At 64.3% G+C, this 22078-nt stretch carries 21 protein-coding genes; 4 read left to right on the forward strand and 17 right to left on the reverse strand.

The window, feature by feature from the left end:
• Positions 1–97 precede the first annotated feature (97 nt).
• Complete coding sequence (locus AB7535_RS30800; protein WP_231143509.1) at positions 98–1015, reverse strand: alpha/beta fold hydrolase; 918 nt, start codon at positions 1013–1015, stop codon at positions 98–100.
• 232 nt (positions 1016–1247) lie between these two features.
• Between AB7535_RS30800 and AB7535_RS30805 the strand changes: the two genes are divergently transcribed.
• The 3 genes from AB7535_RS30805 (at position 1248) to AB7535_RS30815 (ending at position 3816) form a co-directional block, all read left to right on the forward strand.
• Positions 1248–1862: a TetR/AcrR family transcriptional regulator gene (locus AB7535_RS30805; RefSeq protein WP_231145415.1), complete on the forward strand. Its 615-nt coding sequence runs from the start codon at positions 1248–1250 to the stop codon at positions 1860–1862.
• Positions 1863–1948: 86 nt separating this feature from the next.
• On the forward strand, positions 1949–2809 hold the full coding sequence (locus AB7535_RS30810; protein ID WP_231143510.1) for a DMT family transporter: 861 nt from the start codon (positions 1949–1951) through the stop codon (positions 2807–2809).
• A gap of 146 nt (positions 2810–2955) precedes the next feature.
• Positions 2956–3816 carry an alpha/beta fold hydrolase gene (locus tag AB7535_RS30815; protein ID WP_231143511.1) on the forward strand — a complete coding sequence of 287 codons (861 nt, stop codon included), beginning with the start codon at positions 2956–2958 and terminating at the stop codon, positions 3814–3816.
• 280 nt (positions 3817–4096) lie between these two features.
• Here the strand turns inward: AB7535_RS30815 and ftsH are convergent, their stop codons facing one another.
• From ftsH to tolQ, 10 genes are all read right to left on the reverse strand, one after another.
• Complete coding sequence (gene ftsH, locus AB7535_RS30820) at positions 4097–6019, reverse strand: ATP-dependent zinc metalloprotease FtsH (protein WP_063981098.1); 1923 nt, start codon at positions 6017–6019, stop codon at positions 4097–4099.
• 259 nt (positions 6020–6278) lie between these two features.
• Positions 6279–7373: a tRNA lysidine(34) synthetase TilS gene (gene tilS, locus AB7535_RS30825; RefSeq protein ID WP_208073017.1), complete on the reverse strand. Its 1095-nt coding sequence runs from the start codon at positions 7371–7373 to the stop codon at positions 6279–6281.
• 72 nt (positions 7374–7445) lie between these two features.
• The gene (gene ybgF, locus AB7535_RS30830) at positions 7446–8477 is read right to left on the reverse strand and encodes a tol-pal system protein YbgF (RefSeq protein WP_208073019.1); all 1032 of its coding nucleotides are present in this window, start codon (positions 8475–8477) and stop codon (positions 7446–7448) included.
• Between the two features lie 184 nt (positions 8478–8661).
• Positions 8662–9150, reverse strand: coding sequence for a peptidoglycan-associated lipoprotein Pal (gene pal / locus AB7535_RS30835; protein ID WP_028152222.1), 489 nt, complete (start codon positions 9148–9150; stop codon positions 8662–8664).
• Between the two features lie 293 nt (positions 9151–9443).
• Positions 9444–10169, reverse strand: coding sequence for an N-acyl amino acid synthase FeeM domain-containing protein (locus AB7535_RS30840; RefSeq protein ID WP_063981096.1), 726 nt, complete (start codon positions 10167–10169; stop codon positions 9444–9446).
• 196 nt (positions 10170–10365) lie between these two features.
• Complete coding sequence (locus AB7535_RS30845) at positions 10366–12699, reverse strand: putative bifunctional diguanylate cyclase/phosphodiesterase (RefSeq protein ID WP_028152220.1); 2334 nt, start codon at positions 12697–12699, stop codon at positions 10366–10368.
• Positions 12700–12989: 290 nt separating this feature from the next.
• Positions 12990–14333, reverse strand: a complete 1344-nt coding sequence (gene tolB, locus AB7535_RS30850) for a Tol-Pal system beta propeller repeat protein TolB (protein WP_049807612.1) — start codon at positions 14331–14333, stop codon at positions 12990–12992.
• A 41-nt stretch (positions 14334–14374) separates the two neighbouring features.
• On the reverse strand, positions 14375–15331 hold the full coding sequence (locus tag AB7535_RS30855) for a protein TolA (RefSeq protein WP_166080000.1): 957 nt from the start codon (positions 15329–15331) through the stop codon (positions 14375–14377).
• 4 nt (positions 15332–15335) lie between these two features.
• Positions 15336–15785: a protein TolR gene (gene tolR, locus AB7535_RS30860; protein ID WP_028152217.1), complete on the reverse strand. Its 450-nt coding sequence runs from the start codon at positions 15783–15785 to the stop codon at positions 15336–15338.
• Positions 15786–15828: 43 nt separating this feature from the next.
• Positions 15829–16545, reverse strand: a complete 717-nt coding sequence (gene tolQ, locus AB7535_RS30865) for a protein TolQ (protein ID WP_014492404.1) — start codon at positions 16543–16545, stop codon at positions 15829–15831.
• A gap of 760 nt (positions 16546–17305) precedes the next feature.
• Between tolQ and ggt the strand changes: the two genes are divergently transcribed.
• Entirely contained in the window at positions 17306–19012 is a 1707-nt protein-coding gene (gene ggt, locus AB7535_RS30870; protein WP_231145417.1) for a gamma-glutamyltransferase, read from the forward strand.
• Between the two features lie 75 nt (positions 19013–19087).
• Here the strand turns inward: ggt and AB7535_RS30875 are convergent, their stop codons facing one another.
• From AB7535_RS30875 to AB7535_RS30900, 6 genes are all read right to left on the reverse strand, one after another.
• On the reverse strand, positions 19088–19798 hold the full coding sequence (locus AB7535_RS30875; RefSeq protein WP_063981093.1) for an SDR family NAD(P)-dependent oxidoreductase: 711 nt from the start codon (positions 19796–19798) through the stop codon (positions 19088–19090).
• 25 nt (positions 19799–19823) lie between these two features.
• Positions 19824–20591 (reverse strand): serine O-acetyltransferase, encoded by a 768-nt coding sequence (locus tag AB7535_RS30880; RefSeq protein ID WP_231143514.1) that lies wholly within the window; start codon positions 20589–20591, stop codon positions 19824–19826.
• Between the two features lie 63 nt (positions 20592–20654).
• Positions 20655–20792, reverse strand: coding sequence for a hypothetical protein (locus AB7535_RS30885; protein ID WP_231143515.1), 138 nt, complete (start codon positions 20790–20792; stop codon positions 20655–20657).
• Positions 20789–21046 (reverse strand): hypothetical protein, encoded by a 258-nt coding sequence (locus AB7535_RS30890; protein WP_259256290.1) that lies wholly within the window; start codon positions 21044–21046, stop codon positions 20789–20791. Before AB7535_RS30890 ends, AB7535_RS30885 begins: the two co-directional genes overlap by 4 nt.
• A 67-nt stretch (positions 21047–21113) precedes the next feature.
• Entirely contained in the window at positions 21114–21281 is a 168-nt protein-coding gene (locus AB7535_RS30895; RefSeq protein ID WP_231143517.1) for a hypothetical protein, read from the reverse strand.
• A gap of 200 nt (positions 21282–21481) precedes the next feature.
• On the reverse strand, positions 21482–21967 hold the full coding sequence (locus tag AB7535_RS30900; protein ID WP_028152211.1) for a DUF2852 domain-containing protein: 486 nt from the start codon (positions 21965–21967) through the stop codon (positions 21482–21484).
• Positions 21968–22078 lie beyond the last annotated feature (111 nt).

Genomic DNA, 22078 nt, shown 5'->3' on the forward strand with positions numbered 1-22078 from the left:
AGGTCCGCTTGGTGGGGTAGAGCGGACTGACTTTACTCACTCTGCGTTCTTCGCATTCCAAAGCGGACATACCCATCGGGACGATGGGAGACCGAAATCACGCCGTTGCTGCCAGATCGTTGGCAACGACCGCCAATATTTCGGCGGCATGTGAACTCGCGATAAAGTGCCCGCCTTCAGCGACTTCGTGCCATACCGCTCCAGGCATCCGCTCACCCAGTGGTTTATTCACTGCGTAAGGCACAAACGTATCGGCGCTGCCTTGCCACAGATGAACCGGTCTATGGATCGCCGTGACGTCGAATGGCCACTGTTGATAGAGCATCTGCGCATCGGTCACGAGACCGTCAACGCCTTGCCGGAAACACTCGCGTCCAGACTCCACGATGGCACTCAGCACATCGTCATCAGCAAGCGCCGCGAGGTCAGCGGGGCAGCTCGCCTTCAGCAATGCCTTCTTGTACTGCTCCGGAAACCGCGTCGCAGCGAGATCGATCAGGTCATACATCAGCTGGAAACCCGGCCGGAAATGCAGTGCAAGGAACCCGCCCATGGCGTCGGTCGAGGACAGATCCTTCGCTGCCCAGTTCGTACCGAATGCGCCGTAGGATCCGGGAGCGATGCTGGTCACGTGTATCAGCTTCGCGGGATCGAGGTACGCCGCTGCCGCGAGCGCCCAAGGACCACCCTCGGACCAGCCTGTGACCGCAAAGCGATCGGTCTCAAAGGCGTTGGCAATCGCTTCCAGGTCTGCGGCCCAGCCTGCGAAGGTGCGACCGTGTTGAGGATCTGATTTGCCTTGGCCTGGACGGTCCACGCACACAAATCTCAAACCAAGTTTGTGCGCGTGAGACGCAAAAACCTTGGCTTCCAGCCGGCTCGATGGTCCGCCATGATTGTGAAGTACGAGCGGACCGTTCGGGTCGCCGACCTGAAGGTAAGCCAGTGATCGACCGCCGATCTGGATTGCACCTTCGCCAAGACGCGCAGCGTTGCTTGAATTTCTCAAATACATGCCCTCCGTCGGGCCTCGATTACTCGTCGATCTCGCGGAGCCTTTGTCTCAGCCAACCGTCTCCTTTTGGAATTTCTCGATCGTAGGCTGCAACAACGGCCGCCATGGTCACACGGCTGTCGAATGTCTGCAACTGGGCCTGAGCAGCCATTTCGGCGTTCGAGGCTGACGCCGGCTTTCGCCCCGAAGCGGGCACTTGCGATTTAAAGACCGATCGGTCTATATATCGATCATGAGCCGCCAAACCCCAGTGCAGTTGCCCCGTGGCCGCCCCCGAAGCTTCGACGTGGACGCCGCGGTCGAACGCGCGATGGGGGTGTTCTGGTCGCGCGGCTATCACGCCACGGCGCTGCCGGACCTGCTTCGGGCCACGAAACTCTCGCGTGGCAGCCTTTACGCCGCGTTCGGCGACAAGCACTCGCTCTTCCTGCGCGCGCTCGATCGCTACATTGCCGATGCCGTGACACGGATGGATGTCGAGCTCGCTCCCCGCAGGGAGCCGCTCGACGCCCTGCGGGCCTATCTTGCCGGCTATGTCGACCGCACCAGCGGCGCCAACGGCCGGCGCGGCTGCCTGCTGGTGGCCACGGCCATGGAGCTGGCCGGCCAGGATGCCGAGATTGGTCGCCGCGTCGCGAGCTTCTTCAGGGCCATGGAGGCCCGGGTGGCCGATGCGCTGTCCCGTGCGAAGATGGCGGGCAAGCTGGCCGACGGTGTCGATCCCGCGAGTGCCGCCAAAATTCTGGTCTGTTTCGTCGAGGGGCTGCGCGTGGTCGGCAAGACGGCGCCGGCGCGGGCCACATCGCAAGCCACCGCTGACGCTCTGCTCGATCGGTTCGTCAGGTAGCAAGCCAATCAGGTCGCCTAATCTCGGACGCCTCCGCACTTGGTGCGTCAATATCTGGACCAATCGGTCTTGAAAGGAAAGATGCCATGTCTGCCATTCAGATCGTGTGCGCGGTAGCCGTTCCCCTGCTCTGGGGCTATCAGTTCGTGGCCATCAAGGTGGGCGTTGCGGAGTTTCCGCCGCTGTTCTTCCTCGCGCTGCGCTTCCTGGCCATCGCGCTGCTGCTCGTTCCGTTCGTGAAAAGGCCCACGCGCCAGCAGCTCGGCCCTGTCGCAGCCATTTCGATCTTCCTGGGCGGTCTGAACTTCGGGCTGTTCTATGTCGGTCTTGGGCTCGGCTCGGGAAGCATGTCGGCCGTCGCGTATCAGCTCGCCACGCCCTTCACCGTCCTGCTGGCCTGGCCGTTGCTCGCCGAGCGGCCGTCCCTCACCACGTCCGCCGGCGTGCTGCTCGCATTCGGCGGCGTTGTCGTGCTGGCAGCGGAGCCTGGCCTGTCGGCCAACGGGCTTTCGCTGCTGCTGGTGGTCGGGGCGGCCTTCGCATTCGCGGTGTCCAACGTCCTGACGAAACGCTACGGCCCTTTCGATCCCCTGATGCTGATGGGGTGGTCGTCGCTGTACACGGTGCCGCAGGTCATGTTGATGTCGCTGCTGCTCGAATACGGACAACTGGCGAGCCTCGTCACGGCGGATGGACGCGGCTGGCTGGCGCTCGCCTACACGATTTTCATCGGCGGAATTGTCGGGTTCGGCCTCTGGTTCTGGCTGATCGCCCGCTGCTCCATGGGCCGCGTCGCGCCCTTCGGTCTGCTGCTTCCGGTGTTCGCCTTGACGTCGAGCGTGCTGTTCCTTGGCGAGCGCATGACCCCGAAGTTGATCGCCGGCGGGCTGCTCGCGATCGCAGGCGTTGCGATGACACAAGTCAGACCGAGCGCGCGCCCCATTTGAGCCCGGGCGTTGCATTGTGGCATCGACATCGTCTGCCCGGCAATGGAGATCACGAGGCTTCACGTCTCGGTGGTGGACCGTGTTGCGACGTGACGCCCCCAACTTGCCGTGCGCTAATATCCGGTCGAACAGGAGGGCGTATCATCATGTTTCGCAATCTTCTCGCCGCGCTTGTCGTCACGGTCGCGATCAGCGCGGCACATGCGGCACCGCAATGGCTGAACCTGCCGCCGACGCCGACACTGCCCAGGGCGACGCAGAGCGGCTTCGCGCCCGTCAACGGCATCAAGGTCTGGTACGCAATTTTCGGCCGTGGCGAGCCCGTCCTGTTGCTCCATGGCGGCCTCGCCAACGCCAACTATTGGGGCCGCCAGGTCCGCGCGCTGCAACGGCACTATCAGGTCATCGTCATGGACAGCCGCGGGCATGGGCGCAGCAGCCGCAATCAGGAGCCCTATGGCTACGATCTGATGGCCTCGGACGTGGTCGCCCTGCTCGATCACCTGAAGATCAGGAAAGCTGCGATCGTCGGCTGGAGCGACGGCGCGATCATCGGCCTCGACATCGCGATGAAGCATCCGGAGCGCGTGAGCAAGCTGTTTGCCTTCGCGGCGAACTCGGATCCGTCAGGCGTTGCGGACATCGCGTCGAGCGACGTCTTCAACGCCTACATCGCAAGAGCCGGCGAGGAGTACAAGCGCCTCTCGCCGACCCCGACCGAGTACAAGAGCTTCGTCGCCGAGATCACTAAAATGTGGGAGAGCCAGCCGAAATGGACGGCGTCGGATCTCGCGACGATCAAGGTCCCGACCTGGATCGTGGACGGCGACCACGACGAGGCGATCAAGCGCGAGAACACCGAATTCATGGCGGCGAACATTCCGGGCGCCGGCCTGCTGATCCAGCCGGAGGTCAGTCACTTCTCGTTCCTGCAGGATCCCGAGCAGTTCAGCGACGACGTGCTGCATTTTCTGGAGGGTGAGAAGTCGCGCACATCGCCGAAATGAGAGGATTGTAGGGTGGGCAAAGCGCAGCGTGCCCACCACGTCTATCGCGATTGCCGAGAGACGGTGGGCACGGCGCTAAAGCGCCTTTGCCCACCCTACGAAGCGACGCCAAGTCATTGCGAGCCCAACAGCATCAGCATCGTCATTGCGAGCGTAGCGAAGCAATCCAGACTGCCACTGCGGAAAGATTCTGGATTGCTTCGCTACGCTCGCAATGACGGGGCCAACAAAAAACGCGACGTTTCCGCCGCGCTTTTCAATTCGATCTGCCGCTTCTCGATTACGCCTGCGGCTGGGGCTCCAGGCCGGGATCCGGATCGGGCCGCGGGCGGGACTTGCCGGCCGGGGGCACGGCGGAGGCGCGCGGCGTAGCCGGCTCGAGCACGGACTCGCGGTTCGGCTTCTTGCCCTTGAGCAGGTCGATGATCTCGTCGCCGGAGAGCGTCTCGAACTCGAGCAGGCCCTTGGCGAGAGCTTCGAGGTCGGCACGCTTCTCGGTGAGAATGCGGGTCGCTTCGTTGTAGCCCTCTTCCACGAAACGCCGGATCTCGGTGTCGATCTTCTGGACCGTCGCCTCCGATGCGTTCTGGGTGCGCGACACCGACATGCCCAGGAAAACCTCGTCCTGGTTCTCGCCATAGGACACGGTGCCGAGCGCCTCGGACAGGCCCCAACGCGTCACCATCATGCGGGCGAGGCGCGTAGCCTGCTCGATGTCGGAGGACGCACCCGACGTCACCTTCTCACGGCCGAAGATCAGCTCTTCGGCGACGCGGCCACCCATCATGATGGCGAGGCGCGAGGTCATCTGCTCCAGCGACATCGACAGCTTGTCGCGTTCGGGTAGCTGCATGACCATACCCAGCGCACGGCCGCGCGGAATGATGGTCGCCTTGTGGATCGGATCGGTCGCGACGACGTTGAGGCCGACGATGGCGTGGCCGCCCTCGTGATAGGCCGTCAGCAGCTTCTCTTCCTCGGTCATGACGAGCGACTTGCGCTCGGCACCCATCATCACCTTGTCCTTGGCCTCTTCGAACTCGGCCTGCGTCACCATCCGCTTGTTGCGGCGGGCGGCGGTCAGGGCGGCTTCGTTGACGAGGTTCATCAGGTCGGCGCCGGAGAAGCCCGGGGTGCCGCGCGCGATGGTCTTGAGGTTGATATCCGGCGCCAGCGGCACCTTGCGGACGTGAACCTTGAGGATCTGCTCGCGGCCGACGACGTCGGGATTGGGCACCACGACCTGACGGTCGAAGCGGCCCGGACGCAGCAGCGCGGGATCGAGCACGTCGGGACGGTTGGTCGCGGCGATCAGGATCACGCCCTCGTTGGCCTCGAAGCCGTCCATCTCGACCAGCAGCTGGTTCAGCGTCTGCTCGCGCTCGTCATTGCCGCCGCCGAGACCGGCGCCACGGTGACGACCGACGGCGTCGATTTCGTCGATGAAGATGATGCAGGGCGCATTCTTCTTGGCCTGCTCGAACATGTCGCGGACGCGGGAAGCACCGACGCCGACGAACATTTCGACGAAGTCGGAACCCGAGATGGTGAAGAACGGCACGTTGGCTTCGCCCGCGACCGCACGCGCGATCAGGGTCTTACCGGTGCCGGGAGGGCCGACCAGCAGCACGCCGCGCGGAATCCGGCCGCCGAGGCGCTGGAATTTGCCGGGGTCGCGGAGGAATTCGACGATCTCCTGCAGGTCCTGCTTGGCTTCGTCCACGCCGGCGACGTCCTCGAAGGTGACGCGGCCATGGGCCTCCGTCAGCATCTTGGCCCGCGACTTGCCGAAGCCCATCGCCTTGCCGGCGCCGCCCTGCATCTGACGCGACAGGAAGATCCACACGCCGATCAGCGCGATGAAGGGCAGCCAGGAGACCAGCAGCGAGACGAACCACGGCACGTTGTCGCCGGGCGGCTTCGCGGTGATCTGGACCTTGCTGTCATAGAGGCGCTTCACCAGCGTCGGATCGTTCGGCGCATAGGTCTGGAAGCTTGAGCCATTGGTGAAGGTGCCGTGGATATCCGGCCCCTGGATCACGACATCGCGCACATTGCCGCGGTCAACTTCGCTCAAGAGCTGGGAGAAGGCGATGTCCTGCGAGGAGGCGCGCTGACCCGGATTCTGGAAGAGCGTGAACAACGCCAACAGCAGCAAGACAATGATGACCCAGAGGGCGAAATTGCGCAGATTGGCGTTCATCGATCTTCCTTCATGGTCGCGCGGATCGCGGCCTGATCCTTGGGCGGTAGCAGTTACTTTGTCAGTGCGAGGAAATCCCCAAGGAATCCTCTTGGTTAGACGGATACAATTTAGGTGCCGCCCCGGTCGCTGCCAAGGGAACGAGATGGGACTATTTATCCCATCTTAGAGCGATTCCCGCTGAAATAATGGCGATCTGCCCGGGGTTTTTCCTGCCTGGTTAAGGTGTCCTGACGGCACGCGGCCGAAACGGCCGGTGTCATGATCCGCCCTGATCCGCCCTCATCCGTCCCTTGGACCGCCGGGCGGGCGCCGGTGCGATGTGGATACGCCCCCCGGCAAGGCTGATCAAGGCTCCCGCAAGGGTCTGCTTCAGGAACGGCCGGCCATTTGCGGCTGCGCGGGGGCTTGCAGCCAAACTTGCAGCTATGGCCTGATCGAGCGCCGCCAGGAGAGTCTCGACCTTACCGAGTTCCGCCGGCCCCTCATGACCAAGGGCATTGACGGCCCGCAGCAGGAGCCGCAGCCGGACCTCCTCGGGCAGATTGGCGAATGCCGAGGCCTCGAAGCTGCGAACGCCCGCCTGCGGCGCATCGCCGCGCGCCCGAAGCTGAAGGAAGCGTTCGGCGCCATCGACCAGCACGTCGACCGCCGCATTGGCGCGCGCCAGCCTGCCTGCGAGCCGCGCCAGGCTCCTGCTGTCGCCCCCCTCGGCCGCGAGTTGCGGCAGCAGCGCGCGCAGCCGCGGCCGGGTGAAGGCGGTGTCGCGATTGGTGGGATCATCGGCAAATCCGATCTTCGCCCGCCTCAAGGTCGCGATCAGCTGCGACTTCGGGACATCGAGCAGCGGACGCACCAGCACGACGCCGTCGCGCTCCGTGAGGCGCGCCATCGCCGACAGCCCGGCAAGCCCGCTGCCGCGGACAAGGCGCATCAACAGGGTCTCGGCCTGATCGTCGCGGGTGTGGGCGGTCAGCACATGGCTCGCGCCGGCGTTGCGCGCGGCCTGCGCAAGCAGGCGGTAGCGGGCTTCGCGTGCAGCGGCAGGCAGTCCCGTGTCCGGCTTCGCGCCGCGCCAGCGCAGGGTCCGGTGCGCCAGCCCGAGTTCGGCCGCCAGCCGCTTGACCTCGCGCGCCTCGCGCGCCGCCTCCGGGCGCAGGCCGTGATCGACGGTGACGACGGTCAGTTGCGGACCGCGTGCCAGGCCGCGCTTCCAGCGCGCGGCGAGCCACATCAGCGCGACCGAGTCAGGTCCGCCGGAGACCGCGAGCACCAGCGCCGGCGCGCTTCTGAGCTCGGCGAAGAGCTGCTTCGCCGCGCGTGCCGAGATCGGTGAGTTGTCGTCGTCCGACATGACGCTGCCCAGGCCATCGCCAGACTATTTAGCGCGGCGCGATCCGCATTGTCAGGGCGCAAATGCCATGCGTCAGCACTTCACCCGCTTCTGCTCGCGATCGACGGCGGATTTGACGCCGGCGGAGGCGCGCGGATATTTGCGGCCGACCTCGCCGAAGGCGGCGCAGGCGGCCTCTTTCTCCTTCAGCGCGGCCAGCGACTGGCCGAGCCGCAGCAGGGCATCCGGCGCCTTGGCGGACTTGTCGTATTTGGTGGTGACGGCGAGGAAGGCTTCCGCGGAGTCGCGATATTGCTGGCGCTGGAAATAGCTTTCGCCGAGCCAGTATTGCGCGTCGCCGAGCAGCGGATCGCTCGGATGTTTCTGCGCAAAATTCTTCATGGTCTGCTCGGCCAGCGCATAGTCCTTGCGCTGCATGTAGCCGATGCCGAGGTCGAACTCGTCGCGCGGCGTTGCCGAGGGCGGCAGGGTCGTCAGGCCGGTGCCGCCCGATGGCGCTGGATAGCCCGATTGTGCCGGCGGATAGCCGGGCTGGGCTGCCGGCGGCACGCCTTGCTGGTAGCGCGGGCTGGTGTTGGCGAGATCGAGCGGCTCGCCGGCAGCGCGCCCGCCGCCAGGGGCGCCTGCCGCCATCGGCTGCTGCCCGCCACCAAGCGCGCGCGGCGCGCCGGGCGCATTCGGGTTCTGGTTCGGATCGAAGGAATCACCGCGGCGGCGCACGCCGGGCGCACCGGGCGCCGGCTGCTCCTGAACGATCGGCGCGGGAGCAGCGATCTGCGGCTGCTCGTAATTCGGCTGAGCCTGTTGCTGCTGGCGGTAGGCCGGCGCGGACTGCGCAGGCGGTACGGCCGCGACAGAGGGCTGCACCGGCACCTGTCCGGGCGCGGCTTGCGCGCCGCCCTCGAGCGCCCGCAGCCGCTCTTCGAGCTGGCGGTTGCGGTATTGCAGCTCCTCGTTCTGGCCGGTGAGCTGGCGCAGCTGGTTCTCCAGCCGCTCGATCCGCATCTCGGGGTCGTCGTCCGACTGCGCCAGTGCGGGCGAGCACAAAGAGAACAGCGCGGCGATTGCCACGGTGCCGGTAAAGACCTTGGATCTGGATGACATCTTGCCCTGACGACGAAAACGAAATCTGCGACGGAACCTGCGACGCGCCACACATTGAAAGGCAGTACGCCAAAAATGTGACTGGCACCACGGGGTTTCGGTCACAGATGGCTGAAACAAAACCGGCGCCCGAGAGGGCGCCGGCATAATCGGTTCCTGAAGATGAACGGCGCCTGACTGATCGTCAGGAGCTCGCGTTCAGCACGGTGACGGCGCGACGGTTCTGCGACCAGCAGGAAATATCGTTACAGACAGCGACCGGCCGCTCCTTGCCGTAGGAGATCGTGCGCATGCGGTTCGGATCGATGCCGCGCGAGGCGAGGAACGAACGCACCGACTGGGCGCGGCGGGCGCCGAGTGCGATGTTGTATTCGCGGGTGCCGCGCTCGTCGGCATGCCCCTCAATGGTGAAGCTGTACTGCCGATAGTTCTGGAGCCACTGAGCCTGCTTCTCCAGGGTCACGATCGCCTGCGGCGTCAGATCGGTCTGGTCGCTCTCGAAGAACACGCGGTCGCCCACGTTAACGACGAAATCCTGCTGGCTGCCAGGCGTCGCAGCATTGGCCATCGCATCCGTCGCTGCGTTCTTGTTCGCGCATGCGCCCATCGACAGCGCGATCGCAACCACCGCAGCCAGCTTCAATCCCTGGAGGATACGCATAGGGTATTTCATTCCGGAGCCTCCACGCTCACGTTCGTCCACTGCTGTCCGGTCTACAGGGGGTTGGTTAAGCGAACGTTCCGTCAACCTTGATGGAACCTTGCTTCAGCCGGTCAAATGCCCCCAAACCGCGAAAAGCAACCGTCATGGTTAATGGGTTCTAAATGTGGCGCGAGGGTGAAGCAACCTGCAGCAACCGGCAAAAGTGCAGGCTTTTGCTGGAATTTTGGGCTCGGACGATGATGGGGATGAACGGAGCCCCGGCCGAAAGGCGCGCGGCGGCTCGAGGCGGTGACGGCAGGCAATCAGACGTGAGCGGCTTCCGGCACCAGTGACGACCGCTGCGGGATCTCGCGCTGCCCGCCGCGCCCAAACAGCATCCGCCGCTCGAAGGCGGTGGAGCGCATGATCGGATAGCGCTCGAACACCTTCTTCCGGAAGGTCGGGAAATCCGCTGCCATCAGTCCGAAGGGCTTGGTGAGACCCGGCACCAGGCGGGGCTCGGCGATCGTCTCGTGCAGGAACACCCGCCGGTAGAAGGCCTGATGCTCGGGACGCACGATGGCGAGGCCGAGATCGGCATTGAAGTGCTCGCACGCCATGTAGGCGAGCCGGGTCGTCAGATAGGGCAATTCCGGAACCCGCTTCACCTGGTCGGGATCGGCGACAAAGCGGGTCGGGTCGATCATGACCTCGCCGCGATCGAGCCGCGGCAGCAGGATGTCGGGGAAGACGTCGGCCGAGGTGGACTCGCGCCATTCCGAAGTCAGCACGCTGATGCGCACGGAGCTGCAGAGCTGGCCACGGAGATAGACGCCGAAGGTCCACGCGTTCGGCAGCTCGTCGTAGCGGTCGGTGACGCGGGCTTCCGCGGATTCCCTGACGGCACCCTCGCGCAGATAGGCGCGGTAGCGGAGGTTGTAGATTTGCTCCTTCTCCGCGTCCGTCGCCGCGAGATGATAGTCGACGTCGGTCAGAAGCTCCGCTCCCCGTCCAACAGCCGAAATGACAGATCTGGCTGAGGACTGCATTCGAACTCCTTACCCACCACCAACAACACCACGCGAACCTGGGCCATTTGCCGCTGAACAACTTGCGCGCGCGTGACGATTTATTAACACCTCCTTAACGACGATGCAAAGCAATCGACGCGATAGGGTTAACCCCCGTAGCACTACGGTCGGTTCAGCAACTGCCTGAAACGACGTGCAATTTCTGGATGTGGACTCAGGCGAAGGAGCGTGAGCTGACAACCTGGAGCAGGCCCTCGCCGCGCCGTCCATGCGAGGCGTTGAGGAGCTGGCGCATCCGCACGGCGGGCACCGGACGGCTGAACAGATAGCCTTGCGCCTCGGAGACGGTGCCGTCTGCGCTGATCAGCTCGAGCTGCTCATTGGTCTCGATGCCCTCGACCACCACGGCCATGCCGAGGTCGGCCGACAGCCGCGCCACGCCACGCAGCAGCGTCAGCGGCCGGTCGGTGTCGATGCCCTCGAGGAAGGAGCGGTCGATCTTCACCTTCTGCATCGGGAAATTGTGCAGATAGCTGAGGCTGGAATAGCCGGTGCCGAAATCGTCGAGCGAGATGCGCACGCCGAGCGCATGCAGTTGCGACAGCGTGTCGTGGGTGAGCTGGGTGTTACGAAGCAGCGAGGACTCCGTGATCTCGATCTCCAGCCGGTGGGCCGGCAGCCCCGAGACCTCGAGCGCGTAGCGGATTTCGCTGAGCACGTCGCGCTGGTGGAATTGCTGCGGCGAGAAGTTCACTGCGACGCTGACGCCGTCGGGCCACTTCATGCATTCCATGCAGGCGCGGCGCAGGATCCAGCGGCCGAGATCGACGATCAGCCCCATGTCCTCGGCGACCGGGATGATGTCGACCGGCGAGACCGTGCCGCGTACCGGATGATTCCAGCGCAGCAGCGCCTCGCAGGTCGTGATCTTGCCGGACTTCAGATTGACCAGCGGCTGGTAGAACAGCTCGAACTCCTCGTTGGCCAGCGCCTTGCGCAGGTCGAGCTCGAGGATGCGGCGGGCCTCGACGGTGGCCGCCATCTCGTCGCGGAAGAAGCAGAAGGTGCCGCGGCCGTCGGCCTTGGCGCGATAGAGCGCCATGTCGGCGTTCTTGAGCAGCGTGTCGGCCCTGACGTCGCCGTCCGGCGAGGTCAGCGCGATGCCGACGCTGGCGCCGATCTCGACCAGATGATTGTCGATGCGGTAGCGCTCGCTCAGGCGTTCGACGATGCGGCGGGCGAGGCTCGCGGCATCCTCGGCCGAGCTGATGTTCTGCTGGAACACGACGAACTCGTCGCCGCCGAAGCGGGCGACGAAATCCTCGGGACGCAGCATCTCGCGCAGGCGGTTGGCGACCGCGCACAGGAGCTGGTCGCCGCAGGGATGGCCGAGCGTGTCGTTGACCTGCTTGAACTGGTCGAGATCGACGAACAGCAGCGCCGAGAGGCGCTCGGCGTCGTGCGAGATCGCCAGCAACCGTTCGATCTCGTCGCGGAACGAGACCCGGTTGGGCAGCGCCGTGAGCTCGTCATAGCGGGCGAGATGGGTGATCCGGGCTTCCGCGTTGGTACGCTCGGTGATGTCTTCCAGCAGCAGCACCGTGCCGCCGCCGGTCATCGGCTGGAACGTCCAGGCGAGCGCGCGGCCGCGAGAGGAATCCGGGTCGGTGGTGACGATCTCGCAGATCCGCGCATGCTCGATCTCGGCCAGGATCTGCTTGCCGCTCTCCGCCGAGATGGAGCCGGCGGCGATACAGGCCGATACGATGTCGGCAGCGGTGGCGCCACGCTTGACCAGATCTTCGGGCAACGCCATCAGCTCGCCGAAGCGATGGTTCATCACCGCAAGGCGGCCGTCGGCGCGAAACATGCACAGGCCATGCGGCATGTTGTTGAGCGCGGTGTCGAACTGGCTTGCCAGCGCGGACTCACGAAAGCTCGAGGTCAGCGCCTTGACGAAGATCGCATGCAGGCTGAGATTGATGTTCTTCAGCCCGACGAAGAAGAACACGAGCAGGACGGCGAGCCCGATGTGGTAGAAGCCGCCATGCAGCAGCAGCGCGAGCGACATCGGTGCGCAGGCGAGCGCGACGTGCCACTGGATCACCCGGGGCTGGCCGTAATTGCGGGCGGCGCCGCCCGCGGTGTAGCCGATTCCGATGGCGACACAGAGCATGTCGGCAATCGGATCGTCATTGTTGTAGATGACGACGAAGGACCACAGGCCGAGCACCGCCGCATAGCTGAGCGCGCCGAGCCAGTAGCGCGGCTCCAGGTGCTTGGCTTCCTCGAACGACAGTGGGTGCGTGCGGTTTTCGTATCCGCGCATCTGGAACGCGCGCGCAGTGCCGATCGCGATCAGCAGAAATGCGAGCGGCCACAGCCAGACATCGCCTGTCTTCAGCGCAGTCATGACCGCGGCCACGGCCGCGGAGGCCGAGCCCAGGAAAATCGCCCAGAAATTCTGCACCATAGAGTTGATGAGAGCGGCGTAGAGTATCGGCTCCAGCTCGTCTCGATCGCTCTGCTTCTGGTCGGCCAGCTGCATCGGCTTGTTACGCGTCCTGTTTGGCGCGTACTTTTACCCAGACCTGATGAAGCCTTTCTGAGGGAACATCGTTAAAGTCGAGTTGTTTTTCGGCAATAGCGAACATGTTTCCGCTGAAATATCAAGCAACTAGGCAAGCGTTGCCGGGCACAAGGTGAAGGAAAGCTTGCGTCCTGCACCAAACCCCGAAAAAATCGGCATGTTTTTTCGAAAACATCGCGCGTCTGAACGCGCAATGTCTTAGCCCCGATGTTTCACGCGAACCTGTATCCGCTTCGCTCGCAAGCGTTCTAGCCGGGTGTCGAGGACAGCAGCGGCGACCATGCCGGGTCGGAGGCGAAGCCCGGCGTCGGCACCTTGAGCTCGTTGCGGCCGGAGATGTCGACGGAGAACAGCGACGGCCCGCCGCTGCCGCCGGGATCGCGGAAGAACATCAGCACGCGGCCGTTCGGCGAGAAGGTCGGCCCTTCGTTGTGATAGCCCGAGGTGAGCAGACGCTCGCCGGAGCCGTCCGGCTTCATGACGCCGATCGAGAACTGCCCGCCGCCCTGCCTGGTGAAGGCGATGTAATCGCCACGCGGCGACCACACCGGCGTCGAATAGGTGGCGTTGGTGTCGTCCTTGGAGAAGGAGATGCGCTGCGCCTGTCCGCCGCCCGCGGCCATCACATAGATCTGCGACCTACCGCCGCGATCGGATTCGAAGCAGATGCGGGTGCCGTCCGGTGAGTAAGACGGAGAGGTATCGATCGCCGGCGTGTCGGTGAGGCGCGTGGTCGAGCGCGAGCGCAGATCCATCACGAACAGGTTCGAATTGCCGCCCTGCTGCAAGCTCATGATGACGCGCTGGCCATCCGGCGAGAAGCGCGGCGCGAAGGTCATGCCGGGGAAATTGCCGACGATCTCGCGCTGGCCGGTCTCGATGTTGAAGAGATAGACCTTCGGATCGCCCTGGCCGAACTCCATGTAGGTGATCTCTTGCGAGTTCGGCGAGAAGCGCGGCGTCAGCACGAGGTCGGAGCCGCGGGTCAGATAGCGCACATTGGCGCCGTCCTGGTCCATCATCGCGAGCCGCTTGACGCGACGCTCCTTTGGACCGGTCTCGTCTACGAACACCACGCGGCTGTCGAAATAGCCCTTTTCGCCGGTCATCTGCTCATAGATCTGGTCGGAGATGATGTGGGCGATACGGCGCCAATATTCCGGCGAGGTGAAATATTGCTGGCCCGCAAGCTGCTGGCCCGTGATGACGTCCCACAGGCGGAATTCCGCCTTGAGCCTTCCGTCCTGCCCCCGCGTCATGCGGCCGGTGACGAGGGCCTGGGCGTTGATGGTCTTCCAGTTCTGGAATTGCGGCGCGACGTCGATGTTGCTGATGCGCTCGATGAAAGCGGCCTGGTCGATCGGTGCGAACAGGCCCGACCGCTTCAGATTGTTGGTGATGACCTGGGTGACGCCGTTGCTGACGTCGCCGTCGGCGGGCGAGCCCGGCACGAAGTTGGAGATCGCGATCGGGATCGGCCGAAACTCCGTTGGATTGAGTTCAAGCCGCTTTTGGCCCTGGGCCAGGGCATGTCCGCCCCCGAGCGTCGCGAGCGCCGATCCTGTCAGCGTCATGAAGCGGCGGCGGTTCATCGATAGGACGTCATTCATCGCAAAATTCTTTTGTTCGGATGTCACAACATATCTTTCAGGCCGAAGCGCATCGGAATGGTCTTCCAGGTGTCATACTGCTGCTTCGGCAGGAACGAATAGACCTGACACTGCACGATGGCGCGCTTGGCGCTCTCCGCCACCGCCTGAGCAATCGACCGAGACGGGCCGCGAACCGCGACGATAACCGGCTCGGACGCAAGCGAGCCGTCGATTTTCATCGGGATATCGATGTCAGCCTCGTATTGCTCGGCGTCTTGCCCGTTATAGGTGGGCGTGAAGCAGCGCCGGACCGCATTCGTGAACGCGCCTCCCCACGTCGCAACGTTGTTGGCAGCAGTCCCGGTCGTCGATCCCAGCGCAGCCGACGCATTCAGCGCCGCGCCGGAGAGCTCGTGCCGGGTCGCCGCGCGCTTGTCGAGGTCGCGCTGGATCTGCGCCGGATCGAAGCTGCGCTCCTTGGGCTTCGGTTGCTGTTGCGGCTGCACCGCCGCGACCTTCTGCTCGACTGGCTTCGGCGGAGGCTTCTTGGTCTCCAGCTTCTTCTGGAGCTCGGCGATCGGATCTTCCTTGGCCGGATCAGGCTTCTTTTCCTGCGGCTTCGGTTCTTCCTTCGGCTTGGCCTCGGCAACGGGCTTGGGCGGCTCGGGCTTCTTCTCGACCGGCTTCTCGACGGGTTTCGGCGGCGGCTCGGGCGTCGAGTTGGTCTTGATCAGCTCTTTCTTCTCGGTGACCTTGCCGACCGCATCTTCCTCGGGCTTGGCCTCGGCGATCTTCTCGACCTTGGGCTTCGGCTCTTCTTTCTTGCCGGTCTTTTGCCCCGACATCATCTGCGCAAGCTGATCGGTGGAGATGATGTCGATCGGAAGCGACTCTTCCGCGACAAAGGCCTTGCTGCTAAAGGTGACCAGTCCCCATCCAAGCACGAGGACGTGGAGGGCAATCGACGCAACGAGTGTCTTGTCGACGTTCACCTTCACCGGTTTACCCCTGATCCGCCTCGGTCACGAGCGCCAGCTTCTTGAAGCCCGCGCCGGACAACAGGCCCATGACCTTGGCCACCGTTCCGTAATCCGCCTTCTTGTCCGCGCGAAGATAGATGCGCTCCTCGAGCCCGCCGCGCGCGTCCGTGATCGCCTTCAGCTTCGGGATCAACTCGTTGATCGCGATCTCGGCGTCGTTGATGAACACCTTGCCCTTGATGTCGACCGACATCTGGATTGGCTTCTGGTCGTTGTTTTCGAGGCTCTTGGCCTGGGTCTGAGGCAGGTCGAGCGGCACGCCGACCGTCAACATCGGCGCCGACACCATGAAGATGATGAGCAGCACCAGCATCACGTCCACCATCGGCGTGACGTTGATCTCGGCCACGACGGGCTTGCGCCGGCCACGGCGCCCGCCGCCTCCGGACGAACTAGCTACGTTCATCGCCATGATCGAGTGCCCAAATTGCCCCTCACACTATACATGCCGTCCGTCAGCCCCGCTCGTCGATCTGACGCGACAGAATGGCGGAAAATTCATCGGCGAAACCTTCGAGCCGCTGGGCCTGCCGGTTCACCTCGGAAGTGAACTTATTGTAGAAAATAGTGGCAGGAATGGCGGCGATAAGGCCGACGGCGGTCGCAAACAGCGCTTCCGCGATGCCCGGCGCGACCACCGCCAGGGAGGTATTTTTCGATGCCGCGATCGACTGGAAGCTCGACATGATGCCCCAGACCGTGCCGAACAGGCCGACAAAGGGGCCGGCGGAGCCGACGGTAGCGAGCACCAGCAGCCGGCGTTCCAGCCGCTCGACCTCGCGCGCGATCGAGACGTTCATCACCTTGTCGATGCGCATCTGAAGGCCCGCGACCGAGCGGGCGTGGCTCTCGAACGAGCGCTTCCACTCGCGCATGGCGGCGACGAAGCAGGCTGCCATGGAATGCGTCGGCTTGGCCGAGAGCGTGCGATAGAGCTCCTCGATCGACTCGCCGGACCAGAAGGCCTGCTCGAACCGGTCCATCGAGCGGCGGGTGCGCGCGTAAAGAAAGATCTTGTCGATCGCGATGGCCCAGACCCAGACCGAGCAGGCGAGAAGCCCCAGCATCACCGCTTTCACGATCCAGTGAGCCTGCCAGAACAGCGCAATCAGCGACACGTCCGCGGAAGCGGCAACCGGAAGGGCTGACTGAGCCACGTCGGCCGGATTCATAAGCAGTATCCTCTCAAGGCGATCATTTACCTGACCTCTCCGGCCAGCAAATGGCTGCCGGTTCCCCAACAGCCGCGCTAGCACCGGCGCGGCCGGCAAGCCCGCTCAAAGCCTTGTCTTTCTGGGGTGCAGGGGCTCGTCCAAAGCCGGCCGTCTGCATTCCCTGCCAAGATGTCAAAACTATGGGCCTTGAGCACGGCTCCGGGCACGACTGTCCGCAATTACCAGAGCCCGCCGATGGTTAACGTGCGGTTACCACGGCCGAATTTGGCTGCCGGAAAGGTAGGCAGCGCAGGCGGTTGGCCGCTTTGCCGCGGGGAGGCGCTACGTGCCTGCCGACGTATTCGAGCCGCCCGCTCCGGGCGAGGTCGGTTCCCTCCCCCTTGCGGGGGAGGGCCAGGGAGAGGGGTACCACACGGGGGCTCCCGCCGTGATGAAATCGGACGCACGCAACGAGCACTTTTTCCTGGGCTACCCCTCTCCCCCGCCCTCCCCCGCAAGGGGGGAGGGAGCGCAGTGGGACTCGTGGCGCTACGACACCGGGCACAACGGACGCCCCTTCTGGAACCTCCTCCCCTGCCCAGCCCGAAATCGCAGGGAGCTTAGCGTGCGCCACAGCTACACCACGACCACATGCTCCATCTCGCATCTCACGGCGGGCACGAGCTGATAGGCTGCGCTCGCGGACAACAACGTGCCGGCATCACCGGCCCAGCCTGAGGAGCGTCCAGTGCCGAAACCACAAACCAATGTGCGGTGGATGGCCGCCGCGATCATATCGGTCAGCCTCGTCACGTTCGGCGCCGCGCGCGCGGCGTCGGTCGCACCGGTCGCCGCGCAAAACGGCATGGTGGTGTCCGCGCAGCATCTGGCGACCCAGGTGGGCGTCGATGTGCTGAAGCGCGGCGGCAATGCCGTCGATGCCGCTGTGGCCGTCGGTTATGCCTTGGCCGTCGTCTATCCGGCCGCCGGCAATCTCGGTGGTGGCGGCTTCATGACGATCCAGCTCGCCGACGGCCGCAAGACCTTCCTCGATTTCCGCGAGACCGCGCCCAAGGCGGCGACGGCCAATATGTATCTCGACAAGGATGGCAACGTCATCAAGGGCATCTCGACCAAGGGACATCTGGCTGTGGGTGTGCCAGGCTCCGTCTCGGGCATGGAATATGCGCGCGAAAAATACGGCACCATGAAGCGCGCCGACCTGCTCGCTCCCGCGATCCAGTTCGCCGAACAGGGATTTGTACTCGACCAGGGCGACATCGACCTGCTGCGCACGGCAACCGACGATTTCAAGGACGATCCGGCATCGAGCGCGATCTTCCTCAACAACGGCCAGCCGTTCGGCGTGGGCGATCGACTGCTGCAATCCGAACTGGCGAAAACCCTGCGCGAGATCAGCAGCAAGGGCACCGACGGCTTCTACAAGGGCTGGGTCGGCAGCGCCATCGTGGCATCGAGCCAGGCCGGCAAGGGCCTGCTGACGCAGGACGACCTCGACGGCTACAAGACGCGCGAGCTCGCACCTGTCGAATGCGACTATCGCGGCTATCACGTGATTTCCGCGCCGCCACCGAGCTCGGGCGGCGTCGTCATCTGCGAGATCCTGAATATCCTGGAGGGCTATCCTCTGAAGGAGCTGGGCTACCATTCCGCGCAGGCCGTGCACGTGCAGATCGAGGCCATGCGGCATGCCTACGTGGACCGCAACAGCTATCTCGGCGATCCGGATTTCGTGAAGAATCCGCTCGACCGCCTGCTCGACAAGAATTACGCGACCAAGATCCGCGCCGTGATCGATCCGAACAAGGCCGCAATCTCCAAGGACATCAAGCCGGGCGTCGCGCCGCACGAGGGCAGCAACACCACGCACTATTCAATCGCGGACAAGGACGGCAACGCGGTATCGGTGACGTACACGCTGAACGATTGGTTCGGCGCCAAGGTGACGGCGGCCAAGACCGGCGTGCTGCTGAACGACGAGATGGACGACTTCACGGCCAAGGTCGGGGTGCCGAACCTGTATGGCCTGGTGCAGGGTGAGGCCAACGCGATTGCTCCCGGCAAGCGTCCACTGTCCTCGATGAGCCCGACCATCGTCACCAAGGACGGCAAGACCGTCATGGTGGTAGGCACGCCCGGCGGCAGCCGCATCATCACCGCCGTGTTGCAGACCATGATCAATGCGATCGACTACGGCATGAACGCGCAGGAGGCCGTCGACATGCCACGCATCCACCAGCAATGGCTGCCTGATATGACCAATGTCGAGGACTATGCGCTGTCACCGGACACGCGCAAGATCCTGGAAGGCATGGGCCACAAATTCGGGCCACCGCAACCGGCGAACCATCTCGCGGTCATCATCGTCGGCGCGCCGTCGCTGAACGGCGAGCAAGTCGGCAACAATCGTTACTACGGTGCGAACGATCCACGCCGAAACAGTGGGCTGGCGGCAGGGTATTGAGAGAACGCGTAGGGTGGGCAAAGGCGCAAAGCGCGGTGCCCACCTTACAGGAGCTCTGCTCGGCAGTAGCGCCCCTCACCATTTCTCCTTCGAGGTCCGTACATCGAGCTCGAACGACCAGGCGCGCTCGGGCTGGCGATAGAGGAAGGCGAAGGCATCGACGATGCCATCGATGTCGATCAGGCTGTCCTCGCGGCCGGCCGCATCCGGGAATCGTGAAAAGATCTTGTCGCCGGCGATCGCGCCGTCGACCACGACATGGCCGACATGGATGCCGTCGCTCGCGTATTCCTTGGCCATCGCCTGCGCCAGCGTGCGCAGGCCGGCCTTGGATGAGTTGAAGGCGCCGTAGCCGGAGCGTCCGCGCAGCGAGGCACTGGCGCCCGTGAACAGCAGCGTGCCGGTCTTCTTCGGCACCATCCGCCGCACCGCCTCGCGGCCGAACAGGAAGCCGCCGAAGCAGACCACGCGCCAGGCATTCTCGAAATAGTCGGCGTCCATCTCGATGATCTTGCCGGGCGTGTTGTTGCCGGCGTTGTAGATGGCGAGGTCGAGGTTGTCGCCGGCGGCATCGAACAGCGCGACGATGTCCCCCTCCCTGGTCGCATCGGCAACGAAGGGCACGGCTGCGCCGCCCGCCTTCGTGATGTCGTCTACAACGGCCTGCAAGGCAGACAGCGTCCGGCCCGCGACGATCACCTTGAGCCCATCGGCCGCAAAACGCTTGCAAAGCCGGGCCCCGACCCCGCGGTCCGGTCCAACGCCGATCACGATTGCCGTCTTCATTGCAACTCTCCGAAGGTTGATAGGGTCAGGCCGCCGAGGCGGGCTCGGGGCAATTGGTCAATCGCGCGGGATTGCCGATCGCGGTGCAGCCGGCGGGCACGTCACCGGTCACAACAGCACCGGCGCCGATCTTGGCGAATTCACCGATATTGATGTCACCGAGAATGGTCGCGCCGCCACCGATGTAGACGCCGCGGCCGATACGCGGCGAGCGCGTCGGCAATTCACCGCGACGGCCGATGCTGACGTTCTGGAGGATGGTGACCTCGTCGCCGATCACCACATTCGCACCAATCACGATGCCGGTGGCGTGGTCGAGATAGACGGACGATCCAATGGATGCGGCCGGATGAATGCTGATCTGCAGCAGGTTGGACGCCTCGTTCTGAAACAGCAGCGCCGCGTCGTGATGGTCATGACGCCAGAGCCAGTTCGAGACGCGCCAGGCTTGCAGCGCGACATAGCCCTTGTAATGCAGCAGCGGCGGCAGCAGGTCGGTGATGGCGGGATCGCGCAATGCGATGGCCTGCAGATCCCGGCTGGCGGTTTCGATCAGGTCTGGCTCGCCTTGAAAGGCGTCGCGGGAATAGGACGTGAAGCGCGTGCGCCCGGTGGTGCCGCTGCCGAGCCGCTGCCCGATCAAATCGGCCAAAGCGGCGGCAAAATCATCGTGAGCGAGAATGGCACGCGCAAGGGCCTTGCCGAACACGGGGTCTGCATCAGCCGCGCGCTGCGCCTCGCTGCGGATCTGTCGCCAGAGGCCGTCGCTCGCCGTGATCGCAGCTTCCGCCATTGTCGCCTCCGGTCCGCCCACTCTTGTGAAGGCGAATATAGGCGGTCCGGGTCGGGGCGCCAGTCACGCCGCCGGGACGCGCTTGCTTTCGCCCTCAAGATCGGTCCGGGCCCGCTTGCGCAGGCTGAGCGCGTAGAGCCAGCCGCCCGCCGCAATGAGCACCGGTAGGACGAAGAGCGCGAAATCGCGGAGCAGGATCATGGGGCGATACTCCCCTTGGCAAAAGAGACCGCGCGGCTGAGTGCGTACGAGGCGAACCAATAGAGATAAAGGCTGAGAAAGAACCGCCAGGATTCGCCGAGCTGCCACTGCGGATAGAGCTGGACTTCCGTCGGCCATCCATTGAGGAACGCGATCGCCACCGGCACGATGTTTCCGAACCGGTCGAGCAGCGCCGAGGCGCGCTCAAGGAGCGCGATGCCATGGCTGATCTCTTTGCGTCCGGCGTTGGTCATGGTCGTACCCGTCAGCGCGCGGGAGATGCGGCGTCAGGGCTTGGTCGGGCCCGGCGCGGATCGGGTTCTACCGGTCCTGCACATGTACGTGATCAACGCCGCAGAACGCACGCCCGCCGGCGCAGAGGCGAAAATGGCAATCGGGATCGAACGCGCAGCTGCCATAGACCAAGCCGATGTAGCCCAGGACCGCCAAGGCGGTCACGGCAAGCAGCAGGCGGGTGTAGAGGTCCATGATGCGCGTCGTCCAGCAGCGCGGCGGATTGAGGTGGCACGCGCAAGTCTTGGTGTCGGATCGTCGGCGGTTGGTTCGGGTCCCCAAAAACCAAACCGCCCGCCTGCGGGTTGCGCAGGCGGGCGGCTCGGGGCCATCAGGACTTTGGGGGCATGCGCCTGAAGGCTTTGAGAGGCAGACCCCGGATCAGCCGTTTTAGATCAGCCTTGCGGCTGGTCGGTCGGCGGCGGGGTCGGGCGCGTCTTGTGCTGCGCCATGAACTGGTCGAACTCTTCCTTGTCCTTGGCGTGACGCAGACGGTCGAGGAAGTTCCTGAACTCGACCTGCTCTTCCTCGAGCCGCTGCAGCGTCTCGGTGCGGTATTCGTCGAAGGCACGGTTGCCGCTCGAGGGCGGGCCGAAGCCGAAGCCGAAACCACGGCGCTCCATGCGGCCGCGCATGCGGTCCATCTTGTACTGCATCCGCTCCATCTTGTTCTGCCAGCGATCCTGGTGGCTCCAGCAACCCATTTTTCTGCTCCCGAGTGTGAAAAAGAGAAGGGCAAGTCCGATCGGCCACCAGATGATGAAGCCGAGGATGGTCACGGCGATCCAGCCGGGATGCCAGGGCGTATCGAGCATGTGGGGGCGCTCATAGCGTTCGTCAGAGGAACCGCGCCATCGATTGACATCAGCGGTGTAGGCCATTTCCATCTCCATCACGGCACCAGCGCCGTTGTGAATGTAAATAACATTTACATAGCTAGACCATCCCGCGATTTTGTCAAGCCGGCCGCCTGACAGGGTCGCCGAATTATT

It is taken from the genome of Bradyrhizobium sp. 956_D2_N1_4 (assembly GCF_052076025.1).
GTDB classification, from domain to species: Bacteria; Pseudomonadota; Alphaproteobacteria; order Rhizobiales; family Xanthobacteraceae; genus Bradyrhizobium; species Bradyrhizobium barranii.